The organism is Haloarcula salina (assembly GCF_049603855.1).
Lineage (GTDB): Archaea > Halobacteriota > Halobacteria > Halobacteriales > Haloarculaceae > Haloarcula > Haloarcula salina_A.
Genome location: NZ_CP187146.1, coordinates 996,842 through 1,022,133, shown reverse-complemented (window position 1 = coordinate 1,022,133; position 25,292 = coordinate 996,842). Strand labels below are relative to the sequence as shown.

Genomic DNA, 25,292 nt, shown 5'->3' with positions numbered 1-25,292 from the left:
GGACACCCCGACGGGCACGGCGGATTCACCGCGCGTACAGCACCGCACCCACGAGTCCCGGCAGGTGAACGCCGTCGTCGGGCGAGACGGCGAGATAGGGTCTGTCTACCGGCCCGAACACGTCGACGACAGAGCCGACCGTTTCGAGCGTCTCGTCGACGACTGTCGTCCCCACGTCGGCGTACTCATCGTCCGGGGCGCGGACGATGGCGAGGCCCTGTGCGACCCGTGAGACGGTGCCGATGCGCTTCATTCCCGGAGCGCCTGCACGTAGGCCGCGACGGCCCCGAGCAGATCGCTCTTCGTGGCGTCGTCCGCGTTCCTGACGAGGACGCGCCCGCGGGCCTCGTACTCACGTGGATACGTCTTCTCGCGTTCGATGACCGCGTCGTAGCCGACCTGCTGGACGGCCTTCGCGATCTCGTCCACGGTCGGGTCCTCGACGGCGAGGTCGCGGGAGACGCGCCGCCCGTCGCTGCGCGAGCAGCCGGCGTCGAGCGCCACCGGCCAGATTACGTTCTCGACCATACCGGACGTGGTCACCGGCGGCTTATATGGGTTGTCGTCACCGGACGGGAACCCGTTCGGCCCCTACATGTCGTACTCAAGCAAGTAACTTACATACATCTGTGCTCTAAAAAAGATAGAGATGGCAAAGAAAGCACTACTCGGGGTCGCGGCAGTCGCGCTGCTCGTGGTCCTCGGAACGGGTATCCTCATCGGAACCCAGTTCGCCGGTGGGCCGGCTGAAACACCGTCACAGACGGGATCAGATCAGGGTGACGGGAGCGACGGCGGTGACGAGGGAACGGCCTCGACGCCGACGGCGAACAACAGCACGACGCCGACGCCAACGGCGACCGTGACGGGCACCCCGACTGCGACCGCCACGCCGGAAGAGCGGTCGGTCCCCGCCCGGGAGTTCAACGAACAGAACATCTCGACGTACGTCCGACAGTACCTCAACGAGGAGCGCGAGGCTGCCGGCGTGCCGGCGTTCGAGTCCGGCCTGAAGACGGAAGATGACCTCAACGAGATGGCACAGGGCCACAGCGAACAGATGGCGATCGAAGGCAAAGCCATCCACAAGATCGACGGCGTGTCGAGCAAGCAGCGGTACGAGAACAGCGGCCTCTACGACCGCTGTACCTTCTCCTCGTCGGAGGGCGACTACATCGAAACTCCGGACCGAACCCGCTTCGAGGCCGTGGAGAAGACGGTCGCCGGACAGGTGTACGAGGAGGACGGCGAGGAGCAGTTCAACGCGAACGACAAGGAGGTCGCACGGACCATCGTCGACGCGTGGATGGCCTGGCCCGACTACCGCGAGCGCCTCACGCTCAGGAACGCGAACCTCGTCGGAATCGGCATCGAAGTCACCGACACCGGGAACGTGTACGCGACCGCGAACATCTGCGGCTGAGCGGGCCGTTCTCGACCGTCGAACCGTTCGGCGCACTCGTTTCGCCTACCTACCACCGTATTGGCAGTGACGGCGCGCACAGCACGATCCGTTGGTGGCGCGACGTTTCACCCGTCAACTTCGGAGCCGCTTCCTGAGACGCCAGATCGAGAGCCTCCAGCAGTGGCAGCCTCGAAAGAGAGCAACAGTCGCAGTGAGGCGGCTGGACAGCGACGTGGCACGGACACAGCAACAACCGTTCTCTCGAACGCTGCCCGGTGACGGCGTTCCTGATCGGTGATGCTAGCCCCGGGTGAGCGCGTCGAGTGTCCGACCGGTCGCAGTTCAAGTACACCGCGGCTGAAAGGGACTGGGGGCCAGCGCACTCCCACGTGTGATGGAGATGGACGTCACCCGGTGGTCACCGTACGCGGACGAGAGATGCCCACTTCGCGAAGAAGAGAACCAAACCGACGGTGGTCGTCAGTTACTGCTCGTGCTGTTGTTCTGCCCGCCGCTTCCGCCGCTCGACTGCTGCTCGGAGAGCCACTGGTCGTACTCGTCCTGCGGGACGACTTCGACGGTCCCCAGCATGTTGGAGTGGCCGGAGCCACAGTACTCGGCGCAGTAGAGCTGGTACGTTCCGGGGTTGTTGACGTTCGTCCGGAGTCGGTTGTACTGGCCGGGGAAGGCGTCGGTCTTCAGTCCGAGCCCAGGGACGTGGAACGCGTGGAGCCAGTCGACCGACGTGACGCGTAAGACGATGTCCTTGTTCGCCGGGAGTTTCAGGGTGCCGGTCGTCGTCGCGGCCGCCTCACCGTCCCAGCTCGACTCGTTGTGGTAGAACGTCCAGCCGTAGCGCTGGGCCTCGACGGTGACGAGTTCGGGATTCTCCTCCGATAGCTGGGCCTGATCGGCGGCCGACGCAGTGACGTACGGGCTCGCCATCACCTGATAGGACGCGACGCCCACGAACAAGAGGATGATCGCCGTCGCGATGGTCCACGTGATCTCGAGTCGACGGTTCTCCTGGGTCGGAAGGGGCTCTTCCTGATTACGGAACCGCCAGACGGTGTAGATGAGGATTCCCTCGACGAGTACCGTAATCGGGATGGCGACGTACAGCAGGTTCTGATTGAGGCCCCAGATGAGGGTCTCAGTCGCCGAGTCCGTGGTCTGGGCAGCGGCCGGTTCGACAGCCAGCGCGAGCAGCGCAGCGCCGAAGAGAGCGACCAGACCGGCACGTTTCCGGATCATAGAGGCGGCTTAGTATTTCGGGGATAAATAACTGCTGTCTTCGCCGCAGTCGCCTGATTTTGGCGTCCCGGACCCGTGAAATTGCGGGCGTGTCGACGGCGGAATCGCGGGGTCTAAGTGCCCAGCACCGAAGCCTAGGACAATGGCAGAGAGCCGGACGTTCACCGGGCTGCTCGCCGCGACGGCGGTCGGCGTCTATTTACTGGTGCTGGCGGGCGCGACGACGACGCTGACGGACGCGGCGTCGGCCTGCACCACCTGGCCGCTGTGTGACGGCCCCGTCGCGATGACGAACACGGCGCTGCTGGTCGCCTGGGGTCACCGCCTGACCGCGGCAGCCGTCGGACTGCTGGCCGCCGCGACGGTCGTCGTCGGCCTGCGATCCGACTGCGAACCGCGTGTGAAGGCGACGCTCCTCGCGGGCGCGGTGCTGTACCCGGTGCAGATCGGACTCGGCGCGTTCGTCGCGACGACCGCCGGCGCAGGCGTGCTTCCCGGCCTGCATCTCACGCTTGGGATGGGTATCTTCGGCTCGTTCGTCCTCGGACTCGCCTGGCACCTCGAAGCCGAGACCGGGAGCGACGACGAGGACCCGGTCGAGAACCCGACGCTCGCGCCCGAACCGGCCGCCGAGGAGAGCGCCCAGCCGCGGGCCGCCCTCACGTTCGGCGAGCGAGTCACCGCAACCGCATCGGCGTACTTCCGCCTCATGAAGCCCCGACTGATGTGGCTGCTGTGTCTCGTCGCGGCCGCGGGAATGGCGCTGGCCGTCGGTCCCGACCTCACCGTCCGCACGGTGCTCCTGACCCTCGGCGGCGGCGTCCTCTCCATCGGCGCGTCGGGCACGTTCAACCACGTGCTCGAACGCGACATCGACAAGCGGATGGACCGAACGTCCGACCGCCCCATCGCGACCCACCAGATTCCGGTCCGCAACGCGCTCACGTTCGGCGGCCTGCTGTCGGTCGCGTCGCTCTGGCTGTTCTGGCAGGTCAACGCCCTCGTGGCCGTGCTCGGCCTGACGGCGATCCTGTTCTACAGCGTCGTCTACACGCTCCTGTTGAAGCCCAACACCGTCCAGAACACCGTCATCGGCGGGGCCGCCGGTGCGCTGCCGGCCCTCATCGGCTGGGCGGCCGCCGAGGGCACTATCGGCCTCCCCGGCGTGGTGCTCGCAGGAGTCATCTTCCTGTGGACGCCGGCGCACTTCTACAACCTCGCGCTCGCGTACAAGGACGACTACGAGGCGGGCGGCTTCCCGATGATGCCCGTCGTCCGCGGCGAGACCGAGACCCGAAAGCACATCGTCTACTACCTCGGCGCGACGCTCGTCTCGGCGGGCGTCCTCGGCGTCCTGACCGAACTCGGCTGGCTCTACGCGGCCACGTCGGTCGCGCTTGGCGCGGTGTTCCTCTGGACGGTCATCAGACTCCACCGCGAACAGACCGAGGCGGCGGCCTTTCGCGCCTTTCACGCGTCGAACGCCTACCTCGGGGCGGTGCTGATCGCCGTCGTCGTCGACGCACTCGTCCTATGAGCACGACAGCGTTCGATCTCGGCGAGTACGCCCCCGACGCGCGCTCGCTCGTCACGTGGGCGGCCATTCTGAACGCCGAGCTGTTGCTTATCTTCGGCTACGTCCTGCTGACGCCGCGGCCGGCGACCGACCCGTTTCTCCTCACGTTCCCGTTCATCTGGCTCAACGTGGCGGCGCTCGTGTTTCTACGGGTCCGCCCCGCACCGGTGGACCGGCGGCGAACGGCCCTCGCCACCGCTCTCGCCGTCGGGTACGCACTGGTACTGGGCTACGTCGGCGGCGTCTTCGGCACCGGCGGACAGGGGACCGGCCTCCGGCTCGTCACGCAGGCCCCGCCCGGATTCGCGCCGACGGTAGTGTTCAGCGGCGCGACGCTCAGCGCCGTCCTCATCCCGTGGAAGGTCGCCGGCTACCTGGCGCTCACCTATCTGGTGTTCGTGACCGTCGTCGACGCGAGCGGCGGCGCGCTCGGCGGCGTCCTCGGGTTGTTCTCCTGCGTGTCCTGTGTGCTCCCGGTCGTCGCCTCGCTCCTCGGGGGGTTCGCCGGCGTCGGCGCGACGCTGTATCAGGCGGCACTCTATCAGTCCTACGGCGTCTCGACCGCCGTGTTTCTCGTCTCCGTCGGCCTCCTGTACGGCGTCCACCGGTTCGACGTGACGGTTGTGAGTCGACTCAGATCATAGGGAGCGCAGGCCTTTCCCGCCGGCGGGCGTAGTGGGGGTATGAGTACTGTCGAAATCGAGTACTGCGTGCCCTGTGGGTTTCGCGACCGTGCCCTGGACGTACAGCGGGCAATCCTGGGTGGCCTGGAGGAACACCTGGACCGCATCGCCCTGGTGACGGGCGATCACGGTGTGTTCCGCGTCAGCGTCGACGGCGAGACGGTGTTCGACAAGGCCGACGACGAGTTCGACGTCGACGAGATCGTCCGCTCGGTCCGAGCGAAACTCCGATAGCGTTCGTCGGTCGGCCCCGCCGACGTGACCCTCACATCCCTCGTGAGTGGTCCAAACGTCTATATTCCGCACCATAGACTCGACGTTCGGTTCACGACAAACTATTTATCCTTCTGGTGTGACACTCATGTCAAATGGCTACGAAGACTGAGTTCTGCGACAACTGCGAAGACACCCAACCGGTAATGGAAGACAAGCCGTGGCTTCCAGTCGTCTGTCTGGAGTGCGGGCGGAACGTGTAGCCGCTGGCGCGGGACGTTCGTCGAGGGTCGGTAGCCAGACGGCCAGACCGACCGACGGCGCGAGGAGAACGGAACTGCTTTCGGCGCGCCGACCGGACCTGCGCGCATGGACGAGGTACTGGTCGCGTCGGACGTGCGGCGGGCGTACGGCGACACCGTCGCGCTCGACGGCGTCTCGCTGTCGGCCACTGCGGGGGAGGTGCTGGCGCTCGTCGGCCCCAACGGCGCGGGGAAGACGACGCTCGTACGGGCGCTGACAGGTACGACGGACGCGTCGGGAACGGTCGAACTGTTCGGTGTGCCGCCCGAAGCGGTCGACCGTGACAGAATCGGCCTGCTCCCGCAGTCGTTCGACCCCCACGAGCGACTGACCGCGCGGGAACTCGTCGACTACTACGCCGGGCTGTACGACGAGACCCGCGACGTGGACGCCGTTCTCGACGACGTGGGGCTCTCCGACACCGCGGAAACGACCTACGAGAACCTCTCTGGCGGACAGCAGCGCCGGACCTGTGTGGCGACAGCGCTCGTCAACGACCCCGACCTGCTGGTGCTCGACGAACCGACGACAGGCATCGACCCGGCCGGCCGGCGCGACCTCTGGACGCTGCTCGAAGGACTGGCCGACCGCGGCGTCACGATTCTCGTCACCACGCACTACATGGAAGAGGCCCAGCGGCTCGCGGACCGCGTCGGCCTGCTCGCCAACGGCCGACTGGCGGCGCTCGACACGCCGGAACGCCTGATCGGCGAGCACGGCGGCGACAGCCGACTGGTGGTCGACGGGACCTTCGACGACAGCGCCGTCTCGGCCATCGACTACCCGGCCGAGATGCGCGTTCTGGACGGTCGACTCGTCGTCTACGGCATCCGTCCGGAGTCCATCGGGAGCGTCGTCGAGGAACTCGACCTCGCGGGACTGGACTACGACAGCCTCACCTGGAAGGAACCGGACCTGGAGGACGTCTACCTCGAACTCACGGGGACGGCGGTGGGCCGGACAGACGACGGGCGCGCGACGGCGACGGCGGGTGATGCGCGGTGAGCCGCCTGGGTCGTCTCCGGTCGGAGACCCGCGCCGCGTCGCTGTCGTTCCTGCGTCGCCGGACCGCGGTCTTCTTCACGTTCTTCTTCCCGGTCATCATCGTCGTCATCTTCGGCGTGCTGGTCCAGACCCAGCCCGGCGGCGGCGGGCTGTTCACGGAGGAACCGAGCTTCTACGCGCCGGGGTACCTGGCCGTCGTCGTCCTGTTCACCCCGCTCTCGCGGGTGGGCAGCGAGGTCGCGCGCCACCGCGACGGCAACCGCTTCGAGAAGCTGGCGACGACGCCGCTCTCGCGAACGGAGTGGCTGCTGGCACAGACGCTGGTCAACGTCGTCATCATCGGCATCGCCGGCCTGCTCATCCTCGGGCTGATGGTGTGGCTGACCGGAGCGGTCATCCGGCCCTCGGTCCTCCTGCTCCCGTTCGTCGTCCTCGGCGTGGCGCTGTTCTGCGCCGTCGGCGCGATGCTGGGCAGCCTCGCTGACTCTCAGGACGGCGTCATCGCGGCCAGTAACGGACTCGCCCTGCCGCTGCTCTTTCTCTCCGAGACGTTCGTCCCGCAGTCGCTGCTTCCGGCCTGGCTGCCGACGTGGCTGTCGCCGCTGACGTACTTCTCGCGGGGCGTGCGGGCGGCGACGACGGGCGCGGGCGACGCCGTCACGCCGCTCGTCGTACTCACGGCCTGTGCGATCGTCGGGTTCGCCGTCGGGGCGCGGCTCCTGCCGCGGACGGACTGAGGACGCGCCGCTTCAGCGCGGGACCCAGCCGTAGACGTGGTTCAGCATGACGTAGGTGACGAGGCCGAGAAAGAGGCTCAGGCTCCACGCGGCGACGGCGATGCGGCCGACGCGGGCGTGAATCGTCTCTCTGAGTTCCGCGGGCGAGTGCGTCAGCCCGAGGACGACCGCGTGGACGACGACGGGGACCGACACCGCAGAGAGCAGGATGTGGACCGCGAGCATGACGATGTACGCGGTCCAGACGAACCCTTCAACGACGATCTCCTTCTCGAAGCCGCCGCCCACCTTGAGGATGTACAGGACCAGAAACGCCATGATGAGGGCGAAGGCGCTCAGCATTGCCGCCCGGTGCTTCTGGACGTCGCCGTTTTTGATGAAGTAGACGCCGACGAGAATCGCAAGGAGTGCGACGCTGTTGACGGCGGCGATGGCGTCACCGAGTATAATAACGGTCTCCCGCGAGAGGTCTGGGAGGGGTAACACGCCGCCGAACGCGCCGAAGACGAGCGCGTAGCCGACGACCGAGACGGCGGCGGTGACGAGGCGCGGACGAGCGCGGGCGCGCGACTGGAGCGAATCTGCGACGGCCATACCCCGACTCGGGACCGGAGGGGTAACTGTGTTCTGAAAACGGCACAGACGGTCGCGGCCCGGGACCGAGCGAGAAGAGCGCCAGAGAGTCCGCAGGCGTCAGGCGAAGGTGCGAGAGATGTCGTCGTCTTCCGTCTCTTCCTGCTGGATCTTCTCCCAGGCGTTGCGGAAGTCGTCCATCGTGACCTCGGTCCGGTCGTCGCGGATGGCGAACATCCCGGCTTCGGTGCAGATGGCCTTCACGTCGGCCCCGGAGGCGTCCTGCACCTCCTCGGCCAGCACCTCGAAGTCCACGTCGTCGGAGACGTTCATGTTCCGGGTGTGGATCTGGAAGATCTGCTTGCGGCCCTCGAAGTCGGGGTTCGGCACCTCGATGAGGCGGTCGAAGCGACCGGGGCGGAGGATGGCGCGGTCGAGCATGTCGAAGCGGTTCGTCGCCGCGATGATGCGGATCTCGCCGCGGTCGTCGAAGCCGTCCATCTCCGAGAGCAGTTGCATCATCGTCCGCTGGACCTCGGCGTCGCCGGAGGTCTTGGACTCCGTGCGCTTGGCCGCAATCGCGTCGATCTCGTCGATGAAGACGACGGCGGGTTCCTCCTGGCGGGCGAGTTCGAACAGGTCACGGACGAGCTTCGCGCCCTCGCCGATGAACTTGTGGACCAGCTCGGAGCCGGCCATCTTGATGAACGTCGCGTCGGTCTCGTTGGCGACGGCCTTCGCCAGCATCGTCTTGCCCGTCCCGGGCGGGCCGTGCAGCAGGACGCCGCTCGGCGGGTCGATTCCCACGTCCTCGAACATCTCGGGGCTCTTCAGGGGCATCTCGACGGTCTCGCGGACCTCGTCCATCTGCTCCTCAATGCCGCCGATGTCGGCGAATGTCACGTCCGGCGACTGGTCGACCTGCATCACGCGGGCGCGGACGTCGGTCTCGTCGTCCAGTTGCTTGACGATAGAGAGGGAGTTGTTGACGGCGACGCGGTCGTCCGGTTCGAGGTCCTCGCGCATCTCGTCGGTGACCTCGGTCAGCGCCTCCTGGTTGTTCCCGTGCTGCTTGATGATGACTCCGTCGTCGGACAGCTCCTGCACTGTGGCGACGAACAGCGGCGACTGCTTGAGCTTCTTGTTCTCGTGGGTGAGTCGTTCGAGCTTCTGCTGGTACTTGTTGTTCTCCGCGTTGGCGTCCAGCAGCTTGTCGCGCATCTCCTCGTTCTGGGCTTCGAGCACCTCGAGCCGCTCCTGCAGCGCCTCGATTTTCTTCTGCTGAGAGGCGTCGTCGTCGTACGGCAGGTCGACCTCGTCGACGGTGTCGGTCATTACGAAACGTGTAGTAGGTGTATCGTTATGAGGCTTCGGGTAGCGCCAGATACCGATATCGACCGCCGTGGGCCCCGAGGTCGCCGATACGTCGGGCTGGACTCCGGCGGTTCCGAATCGGCATCCTTCTTGAGATGGACCCGGAACGGCCACCCATGGCAGACGAACCCGAAGACGTGCTGATCGTCGGCGGCGGCGTCGCCGGACTCTCGGCGGCGATCTTCACCGCCCGCGCAGACATGTCGACGCGGATCATCTCGACGGGGGAATCGATACTGAACCGCAACGCCCACCTGGAGAACTACCCCGGCTTCCCGGCCGGCGTCAATCCGCGGCTCCTGCTCGAACTCATGCGCGCGCAGGCCCGGCGGGCCGGCGTGTGGTTCATCGACGGAAAAGCGGAGTCGGTCGAGCGGACCGACGACGGCTTCGACGTGACCTGCGACGACGGGGAGAGCTACGACGCGACGTACCTCGTCGCGGCCTCGTGGTCCGACCCCTCGTACCTCGACGGGCTGGACCTCCCGCTGATCGATCGGGGCTCGAAGCAGTTCATCGGAACCGACGACCGCGGCCGGACGGAGGTCCCGGGCCTGTACGCGGCGGGCCGACTGGCCGAGCAGCACCACCAGACCATCGTCGCCGCGGGCCACGGCGCGCAGGTCGGCCTGACGCTCGTCGAGGACTCCGACGTGGACTTCTACCACGACTGGACCGCGCCGGAGGGGTACTTCACCGAGCGCGGCCGGGAGGTCCCCCCGGGCTGCGAGGAGATCGACGAGGACGAGCGAAAGCGCCGCGAGGAGGAGTCACTGGAGGTCATGCAGCGGTACTTCGAACAGCCGATGCCGGGCGAACCGACGATGCACCCGAGCGTCGCGGACGACGACTCAGACTGAGCCAGCCTCTATAGTAACAAATGAAACGAATTACACACCGATCGCACTGCAGTCGTGCGATCGGGTGTGCATTGACTTTCAATGGCTACTATAGCTCGCGGGCAACGGCCCGCAACCGCTCGATTCGTTCTTCCGTCGGCGGGTGCGAGCGCGTCTCCGTGACGGCACTCGCCGCCTCGCCCGACGAGCCGCCGAATCCGTAGGGGAGAAAGCACAGTCCCCGCAGGCTCGCGTACGCGCGACGCTTGTCGGCCGACGGTCGGTCGGCTCCCGCCCCGTCGAGAGTTTCGAGGGCCCTGACCAGCGCGGCCGGGTCGCCGGTCAGTCGCGCCGCGCTCCGGTCGGCGGCGAACTCCCGGGCGCGAGAGAGCGATCGCCCGAGGACCACGACGGGGGCGGTGAGCGTCCCGAGCGCGACGCCGCCGACGAGGACGGTGCAGGCGAACAGAAACAGGAAGCCGAAGGTGAACGCGAGGCTTCCGAACGGCGCGTCGAGCAGTCGTGCGCTGGCCGCGTACGCCCCGACCAGGGCCACCACACCGACCGCGTAGCGGCCGCCGCCAGGGAGGAGTTCGTCGAGCGGGTCGTACCCGCCGTCGGTCAGCGACGGGAGGAAGCTCGCCAGCGTCATCACGGTCGCGTCCCGGTTCGCGACGTGGGCGAGTTCGTGGGCCAGCACGGCGTCGAGTTCGTCGCCGTCGAGCGCTGAGAGCAGACCCTCGCTGACGACGACGGTCGCGCCGCCGAGCGTGCCGAGCGCGAAACTGTTCGGAACGTCGGTGTCGGCGACGGCGATCCGCGGCGGCGTCACGTCTGCGAGCTGTGCGAGCCGCCGAACGCGTTCGTGGAGGTCCGGGTAGGCCTCGGGATCGACCACTCGGGCGTCGACCTCGGCCATCGTCTGGGCCCGCGTGTAGCGCAGTTGGGCCCAGACGAACGCGATCAGCGCCGGCAGGAGGACCGCGAGCCACCAGGCGATCCGCGTCGACGCGCTCCCGAAGGGTAACTCGGCGGCGACGGCGTCGCGCACTGGGGCGAGCCACGGCGTCAGGAAGAACGCAGCCGTGGCAACCACGGCGAAGTCGACTGCGAGGAGGAGGGCCAGGGTCCCCAGGATATGGCGGGTGAGTGTCCGCATTGGGCGTTTCCAGCTATCCGTGCAGCGAACGAAAGGTCTTCTGGTGGGGTGCGTCCCGACGCCGGACACCGTCACACGGGGGAGGAAAGTATTTACTCCGACGGGCGGAAACCGTGAAACAGTGTCAGCGAGCCCCGCTCGCGCCTCCCTCGCCCTCCTCTGTGCCGTTGCGGTCCTGTTCGGCACCGCGCTGTTCCCCGGCGCGCTCGGCGTCGGCCTCGATGCCGGCGGTCCGCTCGACGGACGGAGCGGCGGCCCGGGCGGCCCCGACGGAACGCCGGACGACGGCCAGCACCGGCAACCGAGTTCGACCCCGGTCGACGCCCCGACGGCGGACGCGACCGAGCAGGCCGATTCGACGGCGACGCCGGAGCCGACCGAAACCGAGACCGCTGGTGCGGACGCGGACGGCGACACTGGCGGCCGGGGCTCGCTCGGTAGAACCGTTCTCGGACTACTGTTGCTGTCCGGAATCGGCCTCGTCGCCGCGGGCGTGTATCGGTCGACGAGAGCGGGGGCCGCCGACGCCGGCATACTGGTCGGCGTTCTCCCCGCGTCAGTCGCGTGGGCCGTCGAGACGACGGTGTCGGCGCTCGCCGACGCGTCAGCGGGCCGCGTCATCTCGCGCATCCCCCAGTTGACGACCACCGCGCTGCTCGCCGGGTCGTCGGCCATGGCGCGGGTCGCCCACGGCGTCGAGACCGTCGCGAGCGGCGTGCTGGACGGGCTCGCCGCCGGCGTCGTCCCCATCGCGAAACTGTCCGGCCGGGGCCTCGTGCAGTTCCCACAGGCGCTCGGCGCGCTGACGGTCGCGCCGTTCCAAGCCCTCGGGGGCCTCGGCGGTGGCGACGGGCTGCTGTCGTCGCTGCGAGATGGCGTCGAACGGCCGTCGCTGTTCGGCTCGGCGGCCGACGAAGGCGGGCCGTCGACCGAGCGCGCCGAGACAGACGAAGACGACGGTCTCGACGTGGATTCACTGTCCGTGCGGGACGCCTGGGCGGCGATGACCGAGCGTGTCCCGGTGTCGAACCCGGCGGCGACGACGCCCGGGGAGTACGCCCGCGCCGCTATCGAACGCGGGCTGCCGGCGGAGCCGGTCCGGCGGCTGACGGACCTGTTCCGAGACGTGGAGTACGGTGGCCGCTCGCAGAGCGAGGATCGAACCGCGGCCGCCCGCGACGCCGTCGAGCGCCTGCTCCGAGGGGGTGACGAGCGATGACAGAGGCCGAGCGGCGCGACGAAACCCCCGACGGCGTCGGCCGAGCGACCGTCGACGCCAGCGTCGAGCGGCCCGAGCCGGGGCGGCGGTTCCTCGCACTCACGTTCGCGGGCCTCGCCTCGCTCGCCGGCGCGGTACTGGTCGTCACCGTCCCGTCGCTGGCTCCAGCGTCGGGGGCCGTCGCTCCGGCAGCGCTCCGCACGCTCGCCAGTGCCGCCGCTGTCGCGGTCGGACTTGTCGGACTGTACACCATCTGTTTCGAGCCAGTCCCCGACGGGCAGGCCCAGCGTGAGACGGACGACGCGGCACACGAAGACCTGCTCCGCGACATCGAGTCGACGGAGCGACCGGGGAACGGCAGCGCCGACCTGGTCGGCGGCGACATCGACTACAAACTCGAACGGATCGGCGGCCGCGTCGACCCCGACAGCGGACTCGAAGCGAGCTACGCGGCCGACGTCAGGGGCGACCTCCGGGCCGCGGCCCGCCGTGCGCTCGTCCGGCGGACCGACCGGACACGCGACGAGGCTGTCGCGGCCGTCGAAGCGGGGACCTGGACGGACGACCGACGAGCGGCCGCGCTCCTCGGCGGCGACGACGCGCCGGACCCGCCGATAGCCGTGCAGGTGCGTGACTGGGCCAGCGGCGAGTCGTTCGACCGCCGGGTGGACGCCGCGACGGCCGAGATTTACGCGCTGTACGAGGAGGGCGACGGATGAGCACCCGCGAGACCTCGCGGCGCAACGTCGGCGTCTCGGCCGCGCTCGTCGCCGGCGGCGCGGGCGTCGTCACCGGGAACCCCGCGGTGTTCATGGTCTCGGTCCTCGGGCTGGTGTACGCGGCCTATCAGGCCGCCATCGGCGACCCGGAGCCGACGCTGACCGTCGAGCGCGAGGTCGAGACCACCGAGCCGCTTCCGGGATCGGAACTGGACGTGACCGTGACCCTCCGCAACGACGGCGACGCGACCCTCCCCGACGTCCGCGTCCGCGACGGCGTCCCAGAGCGCCTCGACGTGGTCGACGGCTCGCCACGTTTCGGCACGCACCTCGAACCCGGCGCGAGCGAGTCGTTCACCTACACCCTCGGGGTGCGCCGGGGCGAGCACGCCTTCGCGGAGACGACCGTCGTCTGCCGGAACCTCACCGGGACGGTCGAGTTCGCCGAGCGGGTCGGTATCGAGACGCCCGTCGAGTGTACCGCGCCGGTCGACGACTTCGAACTGTCGTCCCAGACCCTCGCCCAGACCGGCCGTGTCCCGACGGACGCGGGCGGGGACGGCGTCTCGTTCTACGCCATCCGCGAGCACCAGTCCGCGGACCCGATGAGCCGGGTCGACTGGAACCGGCTGGCCAAGACGAACGAACTCGCGACCGTCGAGTTCCGCGAGTCGCGGGCGGCCAGCGTCGTCGTCCTGGTCGACGCCCGTCACCGGGTGGCGAGCGAGGCGGGCGCGCCAACTGCGGTGCAGTACTGCGCGTACGCCGCGGAGCAGGTCGCCACGGCGCTGCTCGACGATGACAACCGGGTCGGGGCCGCGGTGTACGACGACTGCTCGTACCTCCGGCCGTCGGCGAGTCGGGAACAGGCCCGCCGCATTCAGTCGTTCCTCGCAGAAGTCGGTGGCGGGTCCCCCTCGTCGGACCGCCGGCGCTCGGGGGCTTTCGGAAACGCGTCGCGAAACTCGTTCTTCCAGTCCGTCGACGAGGTCGAGCGCCGATACGGCCTCACCGACGGCGGCGATCCGGTAGCGACGCTCGACCGCACGATCCCGGGTGAGGCGCAGGTCGTCTTCTGTACGCCCCTGCTCGACGACCGGGCGGCCGACGCGGCGAAGCGACTGTCCGCGTACGGCCACGACGTCACCGTCGTCAGCCCGGACATGACTTCGACGGAGACGCCGGGAGCCACGCTCGAACGCGTCGAACGGGGCGAACGCCTCGGCGACATCCGGGGGACCGTCCGCGTCGTCGACTGGCCGCGGACGGAGCCGCTCGCGAAAGCGCTGGTCCGCTCGACGGAGCGGTGGTCGCGATGAATCGAGACGAGGCGTCGACGCTCGACAGGCGACCCGCCGAGTCGAGTTCGGCGCTGGTCGGTGCGGTCGCGGTGGCGACGGCGCTCGTGCTCGGCCTGGCCGTCGGAGAGCCGCGCCCGACGCTTGTCAGCCTGGTGGGCGGCCTGACGGTCGCCGCGGGAGTCTGGTCGCTCCGGCACCCGTCCCACGTCCGCGTCGCGGTCGGCAGCCTGTGCGTGGTGCTCGGAACGGCCGCCCTCACAGGGAGCGCGTGGCTGACAGACGACCCGTGGGCGCTGGCGACCGCACTCGGGTTCGCCCTGTCCGCGATGTTCGTCGTCGTTGACGCGACCAGCGGGCTGGTCCCGGACGACGCGGAGTCGGATCGGCTGCCCCGAATGCTGCGGGCGGCATCCGCGGCGATGGCCGTCGGTGTCGGTGCCGCGGCCCTGCTCACCGTCGCCGCGTACGTCGATCTGTTGTGGGTGGCACTCGGCCTCGTCGAGAACGGGATTCACCCCCTCGTGGGCTTCGCGACGCTCCAGGCCGGCGTCCTCGCCGGCCTCCTGTTGCTCGACCGCGCCGTCCCGATACTCGAATCGTGGCACCCGGCCCCGGCGGCGACCACCGACCGGGCGCTCGACGGACTGGCCGCGGTCGGGACGGACTGGTGGGAAATCGACCGAACGATCCGCGTTGCCGTCGCGATCCAGCTCGTCGTGTCGTTCGCGTCCGTCGCACAGCGGCTCTTCGACCGCTTCCTCGCCAGCGTTCCGGTCGTGGGACGAGTCCTCCGCGTCGCGTTCAGCGGCCCGCTCCACGTCCCGCTCGCGGCCTGTCTCTTGCTGTTGCTCGGCGTCGTCGCCGCGGACGTCGTCCACAGGTGGACGGTCCGCTCGCTGGGCGACGACCCGGCGACCACACTGGCGCTCGCTGCCGGCGGCATCGTCGTCCCGGTTCTGGTGGTCCTCGGCGGGACCGTCCTCGCCGCGGTCGGCGTCACGGCGTCCGTCGGGGAGTCGCTGGGCGGGACTGGCAACTACGCGGTCGCCACCGCCGCACTACTCGGCGTGCTGGTGGCACTGACCGCTGCGAGGGCGATCGTTCACGTCCTCGGGGCGGTCGCACGCGAGGGGACGCTCCCGCGGCGCACCGCCGGGTTCGCGACCGGGAGCGCGCTCCTGTTCGTGACGACGCTTGTCGCGGCCGAAGTCGGACTCGCGCCGCTGCTGGTCCTCGTCGGCGCGGCCGCATCGCTGCTGGTCTGGGACACCGGCGCGCACGCCAGCAGCGTCGGCGCGCAACTGGGTCGCGCTGCCGAGACGACCGACAGCGAGTTCGTCCACGTCACGGGGACCGCGGCCGTCCTCGGTGTGGGCATCGTCGCGGTCCTGCTCGTCAGGTACGCCCTGTTCCCGTTCGTCGTCCCGACCGCGGCCGCAGGTCTGTCGGTCGCCACGGTGGTCGCGCTGGGACTGGTACTGCTGTCGATCCTGCTCGTCACTGTCGCCCTCCTCTCACATCGCGAGCGGCCCCAACAGAGCGAGCGGACCGGCGGTAAGGGGTAGCTGGGGTCCGTCGAGACGCGCCGGTCGAGAGTCGGGTGCTTTTACTCCCGCACCGCGAACCCGGAGGTATGCTGGACGGAGTCAACGTCGTGCTGGGGGTCTCGGGCTCCATCGCCGCGGTGAAGACGGTCGAACTCGCCCACGAACTCCGGCGCGAGGGGGCCGCGGTCCGGGCCGTGATGACCGACAGCGCCGCGGGCATCATCCACCCGTGGGCGCTGGAGTTCGCGACCGAGCACGACGTGGTGACGGAACTGACCGGGAGCGTCGAGCACGTCGACCTCTGCGGGCGGACCGGCTGGGGAGACGTGCTGCTGCTCGCCCCGGCGACGGCCAACACCGTCGGGAAGGTCGCCGCGGCGATCGACGACACGCCGGTGACGACCTGTGCCACCACCGCCCTCGGCGCGGACCTGCCGGTGGTCGTCGCGCCGGCGATGCACGAGCCGATGTACGACCACCCCGGCGTGCTGGACGCCATCGACCGCGTCGAGTCCTGGGGCGTCGACTTCGTCGACCCGCGCATCGAAGAGGGGAAGGCGAAGATCGCGACCGAGGAGGCCATCGTGACCGCGACGGCCAGAGCGGCGGGCGAGACGCCGCTGGCGGGTGAGCACGTCGTCGTGACCGCCGGCGCGACGACGGAGTCAATCGACCCGGTTCGGACGCTCTCGAACCGCGCCTCCGGTAAGACCGGGCGCGCGGTCGCGCGGGCGTGCCACGTGCGTGGCGCGGACGTGACGCTCGTCCACGACGGGCCGGACGTGCCGTACGCGACCGTCGAGTCGGTCGAGTCCGCCGCGGAGATGACCGAGGTGGTGACTGGCGTCGCCGACGAGGCAGACGCGCTCGTCTCCGCCGCCGCCATCTCGGACTACACGGTCGAGCAGGCCCCCGAGAAGATCAAGAGCGGACAGGAGGGACTGACGCTGTCGCTCGAACCGACGCCGAAGCTCATCGACACCGTCAGAGAGCGCCATCCGGACCTCCCCATCGTCGGCTTCAAGGTCGAGACCGATGGCGACGACGAGACGCTCGTCGACCGGGCACGGGAGATCCGGGACCGCACGGCCCTCGCGTTCGTCGTGGCCAACGACGCGAGCGTGATGGGTGCGACCGAGACGCGCGCCCTGCTCGTCGACGACGACGCGACGGAGTACGTCGGCGACAAGCAGGGGCTGGGCTTCGCCGTCGCCGACCAACTGGCAGGTCGATTGACGAACTGAAGCGACGCCGTGTCCGATTACGAAATAGTTTTGCGTGTCCCGTTGTTCGGGACCGATAACGACAGTAACGCTCGTCAAACAGCTACAAACAGGATTTTCAAGGACACACCGTGACTGCAGCCCAACCCCGTCGTCTGCTGGTGCCACTCGACGACTCGGTGACGGTCAGGAGCACCGTCGCCTACGCCGTCGAGCAGGCCGAGACGGTGGCGAACGACAGTCCGCAGCAGGTAGCGCTTCACCTCGTCGTGATCGCGAGTACGCGTGCAGTCGACCCCGAGGCGCAGGAAGAACTCGGAGACGCCAAGTCGCTGCTCGACCGCGCCGAGGTCTGGGTCGAAGAGGACCTGGGCTCGGACCCGCCGACGAACCTCGACGTGACGTTCGAGATCATCGGCGCGGACCGCTATCTGTTCAGCCCGGGCGACTACGCCGACGCGATACTGGCCTACGCGGGCGACCACGACATCGAGCAGGTCGTCCTCGATCCCGAGTTCAACCCCGGCGGGACCACGCCGATGCTCCGGCCGCTCGAGGTCGAACTCGCCCGCGACGACGTGTCCGTCGAGAGCGCACCGGTCGAGCGACCGGCCCGGTCGACAGCACTCGCCCGGGCGGCGACGCTCCCCAAGTACGGCACGGTATTCGGGATCTCGTACCTGTTTTACCTCCTGTTGAGCACCTACAAGCCGCTCGATTTCCTGACCGGGGCGATCACCGCGACCATCGTCTCCGCGCTGCTCGCACCGATCGCGTTCAGCCGACAGCCCTCGCTGACCCGCATCCCGAAACAGCTCGGTCGGATGGCGATCTACGTCCCGTACCTGCTCAAAGAGATCGTGGTGGCGAACGTCCACATCGCCTACGTCGTCTTGCACCCCTCGCTGCCGATCGACCCGAAGATCGTCGAGTTCGAGGCGGCCGTCTGGGGCGACGCCCCGGTGACGACGCTCGCGAACTCCATCACGCTGACGCCCGGGACGCTCACCGTCAGCGTCTCAGAACGGGCATTCGACATTCACTCGCTCACCGGCGAGGTGCGCGACGACCTCTTCGAGGGCGGCCTGGAGCGGGCGGTCCGGTTCGTCTTCTACGGCCGCGAGGCGGCCGCGATCCCCTCGCCGCGCGAGCGCGGCCAGGGTGACGACGGAGACGCGGCCGACGCCGATAGCGAGACGGAGGTGGCGGAATGATCGCGTTCGAGTCGGCGCTGCTCGCCATCGCGGCCGCGTTCGTCGTCTTCGCCCTCGTCTCGCTGTACCGCGTGGTCGCCGGACCGACCGATCACGACCGGGTCATCGCGGTCAACGTGATGGGGACGAACACGGTGATCGCCATCGCCCTCGTCTCCAGCGCGCTCGACGCGCCGCTGTTCCTCGACATCGCGCTCGTGTACGCCCTGTTGAACTTCCTGCTCTCGATCGCGTTCTCGAAGTTCAACGTCGAGCACGGGGGTGTGCTATGACGCCGACCGAGTGGGCGATCATCGCGCTCGCGCTCGTCGGCGCGTTCTTCGGCGGCGTCGCCGCAGTCGGCATCGTCAGGTTGCCGGACGTGTACACGCGGGCCCACGCCGCGTCGAAGAGCGACACCCTCGGAGCCGTCCTCACTATCGGTGCGGCGGCGCTCGCCCTGCAAACCGACCTCTCGACGATCAAGGCCGTCTTCCTGCTCGCGTTCATGTTCCTGACGAACCCGACGGCCGCCCACGCCATCGCCCGGGCGGCACAAGATCAGGGTATCGAGCCGTGGACCGCCGGCGACGAGGAGGGAGAGCGATGACGCTGACGCTCATCGAGGCGGCGCTGCTGGTGTTCGTCCTCGGCTGTGCGCTGGGCGCGGCACTCCTCAAGGACGTGCTGGCGTCCGTGATGGCCTTCGCCGCCTACAGCCTCGGCGTCTCCATCATCTGGGTGATCCTGGAAGCGCCAGACGTGGGTCTGACCGAGGCCGCCGTCGGGGCCGGCATCATGACCATTCTGTTCCTGCTGGCGCTCGCGAACACCGTCCGCCCGCAGGAAGACCGAATCCTGGAGCGGGTCCGGTTCCGAACGGTCGCGTTCGTCGGCGCGTTCGTCCTCGTGATGCTGGCGACGGTGCCCTCGCTTCCAGCTATCGGTGCCGATGGGGCAGCGAACCCCGTCGTCAGCGGCGAAGTCACGCAGTACTACCTCGAAAACGCCTACGAGCAGACGGAGGTCCACAACGCGGTGACCGCCGTGCTCGCGGCCTACCGCGGGTTCGACACGCTCGGGGAGGCCGTCGTGGTCTTCTCGGCCGGCGTCGCCGCGCTAACCGTCCTCAGGCAGGAGGTGTTCGCATGAGCGGCGAGGACCGGCCGGGGCTGTACGTCGAGAGCACGATCATCATGACGACGGTCCGGGTCGTCGCGCCGTTCGTCCTCACGTTCGCGCTGTTCGTGATGTTCCACGGCGCGAACTCGCCCGGCGGCGGGTTCCAGGGCGGCGTCATCGCCGGCTCCGTGGTGATGATGCTCGCGTTCGCCTACGGCATCGACTCGACCCGGGAGTGGGTCGACGTGCGGGTCGTCGCCTCCCTCGCGTCCGGCGGCGTGCTCCTGTTCGCCGCTATCGGCCTGGGGACGATCCTCCTCGGGGGGAACTTCCTCGAGTACCACCTGTACGAGCGGTTCCTCTCGCACGCGACCGCTTACGGGATCGAACTCGTCGAACTGGGCATCGGGGGCATCGTCGCGAGCGTCGCCATCGGGCTGTTCTTCCTGCTGGCGGCGGGCTACGGTCACGCGGTCGACACACCGGAGGCTGAAGAGTGATGTTGGAACTGCTCGATTCACACTACAACTACGTCGCGGTCATGCTGTTGCTGGGTATCGGCCTGTACATGCTCGTCGAGTCCCGGAACCTCGTGAAGAAAGTCATCGGGATGAACATCTTCCAGACGGGCATCTTCCTGTTTTTCATCACGCTCGCGTTCCGGGCCGGCGGCCATCCGCCGATCATCGAGGACGGCGGCGGCCCCTACGTCAGCCCGCTCCCGCACGTCCTCATTCTGACCGCCATCGTCGTCGGGGTGAGCCTGACCGCCGTCGCGCTGGCGCTGCTCATCCGCATCTACACCGAGTACGGGACGCTGGACGAAGACAAACTCAAACAGCTCTACCATGATTGAACATCTCCCCGTCCTGCTGGTCGTCCTGCCGATACTCGGCGGCGCGGTGCCGCTGGTGGTCAGCCTGCTCCACGAACGGGCCGGCTGGGTCGTCGCGACGCTGACCGTCGCCGGGCAGGTCGCTCTCGCGGGACTGCTGGCCCGAACTGTCGCAGCGAACGGCACAGTGAGCTACGAGGTCGGCGGTTTCGCCGCCCCGTACGGCATCGAACTCGTCGTCGACGGGCTCTCGGCGGCCGTCGCCCTGCTCGTCGCCGTCGTCGCGCTGGGCGTGCTCGCGTACGCGCGCCACGCCGGCCCGCGGTCGAACTCCTTTTACAGCCTGTACCTGCTGCTCGTCGCCGGCCTGACCGGCATGAGCATCACCGGGGACGTGTTCAATCTGTACGTCTTCCTCGAAATTACCGGGCTCGCGGCCTACGGGCTGGTCGCGAGCGGCGACGACGCGAAGTCCGCCGTCGCCGCGCTGAAGTACCTCGTCATCGGGACCGTCGGCGCGTCGCTGTACCTCCTCGGCGTCGGCTACCTGCTGGCGGCGACGGGGACGCTGAACATGGCCGACCTGGCCGAGAAGCTCGGGTCGATGGCGGCCTACGACTCCACGCTGATCCTGACCGCCTTCGGGCTGATGGTCGGCGGGCTGACGGTGAAGGTTGCGCTGTTCCCGCTGCACACCTGGCAGCCCGACGCCTACGCGAACGCACCGGACACAGTGAGCGCGTTCATCTCCGCGCTCGTCTCGACCGTGTCCGCGTACGCGCTCGCACGGCTGCTGTTCTCGGTGTTCACCGTCGAGTTCCTGTCTGCCGTGCCGGTCGCGCGCTGGGCGCTCCTCGGACTGGCCTGCGTGAGCATCGTCGCCGGCAGCGCGCTCGCCGTCTCCCAGAGCAGCGTCCAGCGGATGCTCGCGTACTCCTCGGTGTCGCAGTTCGGCCTCGTCGTCGCCGGCTTCACCGTCGGGACGCCGATGGCCGTCGTCGGTGCGAGCGTCCACCTGCTCGGCCACGCGGTGATGAAAGGCGGGCTGTTCGCCGCGACGGGCGTCATCGAGCGCAAGACCGGCGCGACGACCCTGAACGGCTACGCCGGGATGGGCAGTCGCGCACCGGTGACCGCCGGTGCGTTCTCCGTCCTCGCGCTCGCGATGGTCGGGGTTCCGCCGGCGGTCGGCTTCGTCGGCAAGTGGTACATCGTCATCGGCGCGGTCAACGCCGGGATCTGGCCCGTCGTCGTCGTCCTGCTCGCGAGCACGCTGCTCACGCTCGCGTACTTCGCGCGCCTCGTCGAGCGCCTGTACTTCGCCGAGGCGACCATCCACGCGGACGAGCAGGCCAACGCGCCTTCCGACGCGCCCGCTGACGCCACCGTCGCCGACGGGAGCGGGCAGGCGGTCTCGGTCGGGATGGTCGCCGTCGTCGTCACCGCGGCCGTCCTCGCGGTCGCGCTGACCGCCGCCGTCCCGGAGTTGCAAAGAGTGCTCGAAGAAACGCTTCCACCCCTGCTAACCCAATGACTGAGTTACGACCCATCCTGGCGATCCTGGTTTCGGCGGCGGCTATCCCCGTGATTCTCTCGCTCAAAGGCCGACCGAATCTACGAGAGGGGGTTACCCTGACCGTCGCGTTCGCAAAGTTCGGTATCATCGCGAGCATGGTCCCCGGCGTCCTGAACGGGACAGAGTACGAGTTCGTCGTCGGGCAGTTCGCGACCGGTATCGAACTGGCATTCAACGTCGATCCGCTGGGACTCCTCTTTGGCCTGCTCGCGAGCCTGCTGTGGATCGTCACGAGCTTCTACAGCATCGGCTACATGCGCGGACTGGACGAACACGCTCAGACGCGCTACTTCGCCTCCTTCGCGGCCAGCCTCGCGTCGGCGGTCGGCGTCGCGTTCGCGTCGAACCTGCTCACGCTGTTCGTCTGCTACGAGCTACTGACCGTCTCGACGTACCCGCTGGTCACCCACGACGAGACCGACGAGGCCCGCGCCGCCGGTCGGAAGTACCTCGCGTACACGTTCGGCGGCGGCGTCGCCGTGCTGGGCGGGACCGTCCTCGTGTTCGTCCTCACCGGGACGACCGCGTTCACGCCCGGCGGACTGGAGGGACTGGCGACCGCCGATCCGACGCTCGCACGGACCGCGTTCGCGCTGCTCGCGGCCGGCTTCGGCGTGAAGGCCGCGCTCATGCCGGCACACTCCTGGCTCCCGGACGCGATGGTCGCGCCGACGCCCGTCTCGGGCCTGCTCCACGCCGTCGCCGTCGTCAAGAGCGGCGTCTTCGGTATCGCTCGCGTTGTGCTCGACGTGTACGGAACGGGGACGATGGAGCAACTCGGCGTCGGCCTGCCGCTCGCCGCCGTCGCGGCCTTCACCCTCCTGACCGCCAGCGTCATCGCGCTCAGGCAGGACAATCTCAAGCGACGGCTCGCGTACTCGACGATCAGCCAGCTTTCCTACATCGTGCTCGGATTGGCACTGCTGAAGGGCGACGCCCTCGTCGGCGGGCTGCTCCACATCCCCGCCCACGCCTTCATGAAGCTCACGCTGTTCTTCTGTGCGGGCGCAATCCACGTCGAGACGCACACCGACGACATCAGCGACATGGCCGGCATCGGGAAGCGGATGCCGCTGACGATGGCCGCGTTCGGGGTCGCCGCGGCCGGCATGGCCGGTATCCCGCTTGTCGCCGGCTTCGTCAGCAAGTGGTACCTCGTCATCGGGGCGCTGGACGGCGGCGGCACCGTCTTCGCCGCCGCCCTGCTAGTCTCCGGGGTCCTGAACATCGCGTACTTCTGGCCCATCGTCTATCAGGCGTACTTCGAGTCGCCGGAGGGCCACGACGAGAAGCCGCTCATCGGAGGCCCGCTCGGCGGACGCGACGCCGTGCGAGCGGACGGCGGCGCAGCGGAGTCGGACGAGCCATCGACCGAGACTGTCGAAGAAGTCCCGGAACCGCAGCACGTCGACCACCTCGGCAAACACCACGAGGACGTGGAACACCACGGCGGCCCGCCGGCGGGTGGCTGGACGAAGGCCGGGTGGCGCGGCGGCGAGAGCACGTGGTTCATGCTCGGGCCGATACTGACCGCGGCGACGCTGTCCCTCCTCTTAGGGACCGTCCCCAACACCGTCGTCTTCCTCCGCATCGTGACGACGATCGTCGGTAACCTTCCGGGGGTGACGCTCTGATGGCCGAGTTCCTGACGCTCGTCCCGCCTGTCGCCGTCCTGCTCCCCGTGGCGATACTCGTCGCGCTGTTGGGCCGCCGGAGCGGGCACGCCCTCGGGGCGCTCGTGCCAGCGCTCGCGGTGGCCTGGGTCTGGTTCGTGCCGACCGGCGCGCACCTCCAGACGACGTTCCTCGGCTTCGACGCGGTGCTGTTCAACGTCGACGACTTCTCGCGGCTGATGGGGCTGATCTTCGGGCTCATCGCCGCCGTCGCGGTGGCGTACTCCTACGCTAGCGACGCCGACACCACGCAGACCGGCTTCGCGCTCTCGTACGTCGCGACCAGCTTCGGGGCCGTCTTCGCCGGCGACTGGCTCTCCTTGCTGTTCTTCTGGGAGCTGATGGCCGTCACCAGCACGCTGCTGGTGTGGCACTACGGCGGGAAGGCCGTCAGGGCGGGCTTTCGCTACGCGCTCCTGCACGGCGTTGGCGGGACGCTCCTGATGGCCGCGATCCTCCAGACGTACGTGGCGAAGGGGACGTTCCTGTTCGCGTCGGTTCCCAACGGTCCCGAGACGGCGGGTATCACGGCGGGGCTGCCCGCCGCGCTCGCGGCAATCGGTATCGGCGTCAACGTGGGCTTCATCGGCCTGCACGCCTGGCTGCCGGACACCTACCCGCGCCCGCACGTCGCCGCCAGCGTGTTCCTGTGCGTGTTCACGACCAAGACCGGCGTCTACGGGATGTACCGCGCGTTCCCGGACGGACACGTCGCGGTGGCCTACATGGGCGGGGGGATGGCCGTCTTCGGCGCGATGTTCGCGCTGTTCCAGAACGACATGCGCCGCCTGCTGTCCTACCACATCCAGTCGCAGGTCGGGTACATGGTGGCCGGGGTCGGCATCGGCGGCGCGCTCGCGCAGGCCGGGGCGTTCGCGCACGTCTTCAATCACATCCTCTACAAGGGACTGCTGTTCATGACCGCCGGCGTCGTCATCTACCGCACCGGCGAAGAGAGCCTGAAGAAACTCGGCGGCCTCCGGAAGGAGATGCCGCTCACCGCGGGGGCGTTCACCGTCGCCGCGCTCTCCATCGCCGGGTTCCCCGGCTTCAACGGCTTCGTCAGCAAAGGCATCGTCATCTCGGCGAGCCACTACAGCTTCTCCAAGGGGCCGCTGCCCATCGGCGAGTTCTACACGCTCGAATGGCTGTTGCTGCTCGGCGGCGTCGGGACGTTCATGTCGTTCATCAAGTTCGGCTACTACGCCTTCTTCCACGGCGAGTACGACGGGAGCGTCCCGGACGCCAACCGCCTCCAGAGCGTCGCCATGCTGGCCGTCGCCGCGCTGTGTGTCGTCTACGGCGTCTTCGACAGCGCGCTGTTCGCGATCCTGCCGTTCGACGTGACCGACGGGGCCGTCGTCGACCACGTCTACAAGACCTACACTATCCCACACGTCGTCGAAGGGGTTGCCCTCGCAGTCCTCGGCCTGATCGGCTTCGCGGTGACGAAGAAACCCCTCTCGAAGCTCGGTCGCGTCCCCGACATCGACCGGCTGTACAACCCAGTCGTCTTCTACGGGGCACGGGCTCTCGTCGTCGGCGTGACGGAACTCTACGCGGCTGTCGACCGCGTCGTGGTCCAGTCGACGAATACGATCGTACGGACGGCAACGGAGCCGGACGAACAGTTCGCACAGTTCCGAAACGCGGCAGACGACCGGGCGGCTCATCCGCTCCGGGCTGGAATCGGATTCAGCGTCCTGATACTCGCGGTATTCGTGACGGTAGCGCTGTTGCTGCTCTCGTAGCCTGCCACGGTA

Annotated in this window: 27 protein-coding genes; 21 read left to right on the top strand and 6 right to left on the bottom strand. The window is 68.6% G+C overall.

What is annotated here, in order from left to right; genetic code table 11:
• Window positions 1-25: 25 nt before the first annotated feature.
• Window positions 26-253: an H/ACA ribonucleoprotein complex subunit GAR1 gene (locus ACOZ4I_RS05275; RefSeq protein WP_424003742.1), complete on the bottom strand. Its 228-nt coding sequence runs from the start codon at window positions 251-253 to the stop codon at window positions 26-28.
• Entirely contained in the window at window positions 250-528 is a 279-nt protein-coding gene (gene srp19, locus ACOZ4I_RS05270) for a signal recognition particle subunit SRP19 (protein ID WP_162411753.1), read from the bottom strand. The genes ACOZ4I_RS05275 and srp19 overlap by 4 nt, the downstream gene beginning before the upstream one ends.
• 121 nt (window positions 529-649) lie before the next feature.
• Here srp19 and ACOZ4I_RS05265 point away from each other — a divergent pair, with 121 nt between their 5' ends.
• A complete protein-coding gene (locus ACOZ4I_RS05265; RefSeq protein WP_424003740.1) occupies window positions 650-1,423 on the top strand; it encodes a CAP domain-containing protein in 774 nt (257 codons plus the stop codon).
• 462 nt (window positions 1,424-1,885) lie between these two features.
• On the opposite strand, the gene coxB is transcribed toward ACOZ4I_RS05265, so the two are convergent.
• Window positions 1,886-2,659 (bottom strand): cytochrome c oxidase subunit II, encoded by a 774-nt coding sequence (coxB, locus tag ACOZ4I_RS05260; protein WP_424003738.1) that lies wholly within the window; start codon window positions 2,657-2,659, stop codon window positions 1,886-1,888.
• A gap of 142 nt (window positions 2,660-2,801) precedes the next feature.
• Here coxB and ACOZ4I_RS05255 point away from each other — a divergent pair, with 142 nt between their 5' ends.
• The 5 genes from ACOZ4I_RS05255 to ACOZ4I_RS05235 all read left to right on the top strand — a co-directional run bounded on the left by ACOZ4I_RS05255 (window position 2,802) and on the right by ACOZ4I_RS05235 (window position 7,176).
• Window positions 2,802-4,196: a heme o synthase gene (locus ACOZ4I_RS05255; protein WP_424003736.1), complete on the top strand. Its 1,395-nt coding sequence runs from the start codon at window positions 2,802-2,804 to the stop codon at window positions 4,194-4,196.
• Complete coding sequence (locus ACOZ4I_RS05250; RefSeq protein WP_424003734.1) at window positions 4,193-4,879, top strand: DUF7546 family protein; 687 nt, start codon at window positions 4,193-4,195, stop codon at window positions 4,877-4,879. Before ACOZ4I_RS05255 ends, ACOZ4I_RS05250 begins: the two co-directional genes overlap by 4 nt.
• A gap of 39 nt (window positions 4,880-4,918) precedes the next feature.
• Entirely contained in the window at window positions 4,919-5,152 is a 234-nt protein-coding gene (locus ACOZ4I_RS05245) for a SelT/SelW/SelH family protein (RefSeq protein ID WP_424003732.1), read from the top strand.
• A gap of 348 nt (window positions 5,153-5,500) precedes the next feature.
• A complete protein-coding gene (locus tag ACOZ4I_RS05240; RefSeq protein ID WP_424003730.1) occupies window positions 5,501-6,439 on the top strand; it encodes an ABC transporter ATP-binding protein in 939 nt (312 codons plus the stop codon).
• On the top strand, window positions 6,436-7,176 hold the full coding sequence (locus ACOZ4I_RS05235; protein WP_424003728.1) for an ABC transporter permease: 741 nt from the start codon (window positions 6,436-6,438) through the stop codon (window positions 7,174-7,176). Before ACOZ4I_RS05240 ends, ACOZ4I_RS05235 begins: the two co-directional genes overlap by 4 nt.
• A 12-nt stretch (window positions 7,177-7,188) precedes the next feature.
• Here ACOZ4I_RS05235 and ACOZ4I_RS05230 read toward each other — a convergent pair whose 3' ends face one another.
• Complete coding sequence (locus ACOZ4I_RS05230) at window positions 7,189-7,770, bottom strand: DUF420 domain-containing protein (RefSeq protein WP_424003726.1); 582 nt, start codon at window positions 7,768-7,770, stop codon at window positions 7,189-7,191.
• A 99-nt stretch (window positions 7,771-7,869) separates the two neighbouring features.
• Window positions 7,870-9,084 carry a proteasome-activating nucleotidase Pan1 gene (gene pan1 / locus ACOZ4I_RS05225; protein ID WP_424003724.1) on the bottom strand — a complete coding sequence of 405 codons (1,215 nt, stop codon included), beginning with the start codon at window positions 9,082-9,084 and terminating at the stop codon, window positions 7,870-7,872.
• Window positions 9,085-9,239: 155 nt separating this feature from the next.
• Here pan1 and ACOZ4I_RS05220 point away from each other — a divergent pair, with 155 nt between their 5' ends.
• Window positions 9,240-9,983, top strand: a complete 744-nt coding sequence (locus ACOZ4I_RS05220) for an NAD(P)/FAD-dependent oxidoreductase (protein ID WP_424003722.1) — start codon at window positions 9,240-9,242, stop codon at window positions 9,981-9,983.
• 88 nt (window positions 9,984-10,071) lie between these two features.
• Here ACOZ4I_RS05220 and ACOZ4I_RS05215 read toward each other — a convergent pair whose 3' ends face one another.
• The gene (locus ACOZ4I_RS05215) at window positions 10,072-11,121 is read right to left on the bottom strand and encodes a M48 family metalloprotease (RefSeq protein ID WP_424003720.1); all 1,050 of its coding nucleotides are present in this window, start codon (window positions 11,119-11,121) and stop codon (window positions 10,072-10,074) included.
• A 121-nt stretch (window positions 11,122-11,242) separates the two neighbouring features.
• Here ACOZ4I_RS05215 and ACOZ4I_RS05210 point away from each other — a divergent pair, with 121 nt between their 5' ends.
• The 14 genes from ACOZ4I_RS05210 to ACOZ4I_RS05145 all read left to right on the top strand — a co-directional run bounded on the left by ACOZ4I_RS05210 (window position 11,243) and on the right by ACOZ4I_RS05145 (window position 25,280).
• Complete coding sequence (locus ACOZ4I_RS05210; protein ID WP_424003718.1) at window positions 11,243-12,340, top strand: DUF4129 domain-containing protein; 1,098 nt, start codon at window positions 11,243-11,245, stop codon at window positions 12,338-12,340.
• Entirely contained in the window at window positions 12,337-13,059 is a 723-nt protein-coding gene (locus ACOZ4I_RS05205; RefSeq protein ID WP_424003716.1) for a DUF7269 family protein, read from the top strand. Before ACOZ4I_RS05210 ends, ACOZ4I_RS05205 begins: the two co-directional genes overlap by 4 nt.
• On the top strand, window positions 13,056-14,378 hold the full coding sequence (locus ACOZ4I_RS05200; RefSeq protein WP_424003714.1) for a DUF58 domain-containing protein: 1,323 nt from the start codon (window positions 13,056-13,058) through the stop codon (window positions 14,376-14,378). The genes ACOZ4I_RS05205 and ACOZ4I_RS05200 overlap by 4 nt, the downstream gene beginning before the upstream one ends.
• Window positions 14,375-15,925, top strand: a complete 1,551-nt coding sequence (locus ACOZ4I_RS05195) for a DUF7519 family protein (protein WP_424003712.1) — start codon at window positions 14,375-14,377, stop codon at window positions 15,923-15,925. The genes ACOZ4I_RS05200 and ACOZ4I_RS05195 overlap by 4 nt, the downstream gene beginning before the upstream one ends.
• Window positions 15,926-15,993: 68 nt before the next feature.
• Window positions 15,994-17,151 carry a bifunctional phosphopantothenoylcysteine decarboxylase/phosphopantothenate--cysteine ligase CoaBC gene (gene coaBC / locus ACOZ4I_RS05190; protein ID WP_424003710.1) on the top strand — a complete coding sequence of 386 codons (1,158 nt, stop codon included), beginning with the start codon at window positions 15,994-15,996 and terminating at the stop codon, window positions 17,149-17,151.
• A gap of 158 nt (window positions 17,152-17,309) precedes the next feature.
• Entirely contained in the window at window positions 17,310-18,344 is a 1,035-nt protein-coding gene (locus tag ACOZ4I_RS05185) for a monovalent cation/H+ antiporter subunit E (RefSeq protein ID WP_424004781.1), read from the top strand.
• Window positions 18,341-18,616, top strand: a complete 276-nt coding sequence (locus ACOZ4I_RS05180; protein WP_424003708.1) for a cation:proton antiporter — start codon at window positions 18,341-18,343, stop codon at window positions 18,614-18,616. Before ACOZ4I_RS05185 ends, ACOZ4I_RS05180 begins: the two co-directional genes overlap by 4 nt.
• Window positions 18,613-18,933, top strand: coding sequence for a monovalent cation/H(+) antiporter subunit G (gene mnhG, locus ACOZ4I_RS05175; RefSeq protein WP_424003706.1), 321 nt, complete (start codon window positions 18,613-18,615; stop codon window positions 18,931-18,933). Before ACOZ4I_RS05180 ends, mnhG begins: the two co-directional genes overlap by 4 nt.
• On the top strand, window positions 18,930-19,475 hold the full coding sequence (locus tag ACOZ4I_RS05170) for a DUF4040 domain-containing protein (RefSeq protein ID WP_424003704.1): 546 nt from the start codon (window positions 18,930-18,932) through the stop codon (window positions 19,473-19,475). The genes mnhG and ACOZ4I_RS05170 overlap by 4 nt, the downstream gene beginning before the upstream one ends.
• A complete protein-coding gene (locus ACOZ4I_RS05165; RefSeq protein WP_424003702.1) occupies window positions 19,472-19,945 on the top strand; it encodes a Na(+)/H(+) antiporter subunit B in 474 nt (157 codons plus the stop codon). Before ACOZ4I_RS05170 ends, ACOZ4I_RS05165 begins: the two co-directional genes overlap by 4 nt.
• Complete coding sequence (locus ACOZ4I_RS05160) at window positions 19,945-20,301, top strand: cation:proton antiporter subunit C (protein ID WP_424003700.1); 357 nt, start codon at window positions 19,945-19,947, stop codon at window positions 20,299-20,301. The genes ACOZ4I_RS05165 and ACOZ4I_RS05160 overlap by 1 nt, the downstream gene beginning before the upstream one ends.
• Complete coding sequence (locus ACOZ4I_RS05155) at window positions 20,294-21,814, top strand: monovalent cation/H+ antiporter subunit D family protein (RefSeq protein ID WP_424003698.1); 1,521 nt, start codon at window positions 20,294-20,296, stop codon at window positions 21,812-21,814. Before ACOZ4I_RS05160 ends, ACOZ4I_RS05155 begins: the two co-directional genes overlap by 8 nt.
• Entirely contained in the window at window positions 21,811-23,490 is a 1,680-nt protein-coding gene (locus ACOZ4I_RS05150) for a cation:proton antiporter (RefSeq protein ID WP_424003696.1), read from the top strand. Before ACOZ4I_RS05155 ends, ACOZ4I_RS05150 begins: the two co-directional genes overlap by 4 nt.
• On the top strand, window positions 23,490-25,280 hold the full coding sequence (locus ACOZ4I_RS05145; RefSeq protein WP_424003694.1) for a Na(+)/H(+) antiporter subunit D: 1,791 nt from the start codon (window positions 23,490-23,492) through the stop codon (window positions 25,278-25,280). The genes ACOZ4I_RS05150 and ACOZ4I_RS05145 overlap by 1 nt, the downstream gene beginning before the upstream one ends.
• Window positions 25,281-25,292: the final 12 nt, after the last annotated feature.

Bases quoted from the DNA above. Each gene is read 5' to 3' on its own strand.
- ACOZ4I_RS05200 (WP_424003714.1), top strand. From the start codon at position 13,056: ATGAGCACCCGCGAGACCTCGCGGCGCAACGTCGGCGTCTCGGCCGCG.
- ACOZ4I_RS05245 (WP_424003732.1), top strand. From the start codon at position 4,919: ATGAGTACTGTCGAAATCGAGTACTGCGTGCCCTGTGGGTTTCGCGAC.
- ACOZ4I_RS05275 (WP_424003742.1), bottom strand. From the start codon at position 253: ATGAAGCGCATCGGCACCGTCTCACGGGTCGCACAGGGCCTCGCCATC.
- ACOZ4I_RS05170 (WP_424003704.1), top strand. From the start codon at position 18,930: ATGACGCTGACGCTCATCGAGGCGGCGCTGCTGGTGTTCGTCCTCGGC.
- srp19 (WP_162411753.1), bottom strand. From the start codon at position 528: ATGGTCGAGAACGTAATCTGGCCGGTGGCGCTCGACGCCGGCTGCTCG.
- ACOZ4I_RS05205 (WP_424003716.1), top strand. From the start codon at position 12,337: ATGACAGAGGCCGAGCGGCGCGACGAAACCCCCGACGGCGTCGGCCGA.
- ACOZ4I_RS05145 (WP_424003694.1), top strand. From the start codon at position 23,490: ATGGCCGAGTTCCTGACGCTCGTCCCGCCTGTCGCCGTCCTGCTCCCC.
- coxB (WP_424003738.1), bottom strand. From the start codon at position 2,659: ATGATCCGGAAACGTGCCGGTCTGGTCGCTCTCTTCGGCGCTGCGCTG.
- pan1 (WP_424003724.1), bottom strand. From the start codon at position 9,084: ATGACCGACACCGTCGACGAGGTCGACCTGCCGTACGACGACGACGCC.
- ACOZ4I_RS05250 (WP_424003734.1), top strand. From the start codon at position 4,193: ATGAGCACGACAGCGTTCGATCTCGGCGAGTACGCCCCCGACGCGCGC.
- ACOZ4I_RS05155 (WP_424003698.1), top strand. From the start codon at position 20,294: ATGATTGAACATCTCCCCGTCCTGCTGGTCGTCCTGCCGATACTCGGC.
- ACOZ4I_RS05230 (WP_424003726.1), bottom strand. From the start codon at position 7,770: ATGGCCGTCGCAGATTCGCTCCAGTCGCGCGCCCGCGCTCGTCCGCGC.
- ACOZ4I_RS05195 (WP_424003712.1), top strand. From the start codon at position 14,375: ATGAATCGAGACGAGGCGTCGACGCTCGACAGGCGACCCGCCGAGTCG.
- ACOZ4I_RS05165 (WP_424003702.1), top strand. From the start codon at position 19,472: ATGAGCGGCGAGGACCGGCCGGGGCTGTACGTCGAGAGCACGATCATC.
- mnhG (WP_424003706.1), top strand. From the start codon at position 18,613: ATGACGCCGACCGAGTGGGCGATCATCGCGCTCGCGCTCGTCGGCGCG.
- coaBC (WP_424003710.1), top strand. From the start codon at position 15,994: ATGCTGGACGGAGTCAACGTCGTGCTGGGGGTCTCGGGCTCCATCGCC.
- ACOZ4I_RS05150 (WP_424003696.1), top strand. From the start codon at position 21,811: ATGACTGAGTTACGACCCATCCTGGCGATCCTGGTTTCGGCGGCGGCT.
- ACOZ4I_RS05255 (WP_424003736.1), top strand. From the start codon at position 2,802: ATGGCAGAGAGCCGGACGTTCACCGGGCTGCTCGCCGCGACGGCGGTC.
- ACOZ4I_RS05265 (WP_424003740.1), top strand. From the start codon at position 650: ATGGCAAAGAAAGCACTACTCGGGGTCGCGGCAGTCGCGCTGCTCGTG.
- ACOZ4I_RS05220 (WP_424003722.1), top strand. From the start codon at position 9,240: ATGGCAGACGAACCCGAAGACGTGCTGATCGTCGGCGGCGGCGTCGCC.
- ACOZ4I_RS05215 (WP_424003720.1), bottom strand. From the start codon at position 11,121: ATGCGGACACTCACCCGCCATATCCTGGGGACCCTGGCCCTCCTCCTC.
- ACOZ4I_RS05160 (WP_424003700.1), top strand. From the start codon at position 19,945: ATGTTGGAACTGCTCGATTCACACTACAACTACGTCGCGGTCATGCTG.
- ACOZ4I_RS05180 (WP_424003708.1), top strand. From the start codon at position 18,341: ATGATCGCGTTCGAGTCGGCGCTGCTCGCCATCGCGGCCGCGTTCGTC.
- ACOZ4I_RS05240 (WP_424003730.1), top strand. From the start codon at position 5,501: ATGGACGAGGTACTGGTCGCGTCGGACGTGCGGCGGGCGTACGGCGAC.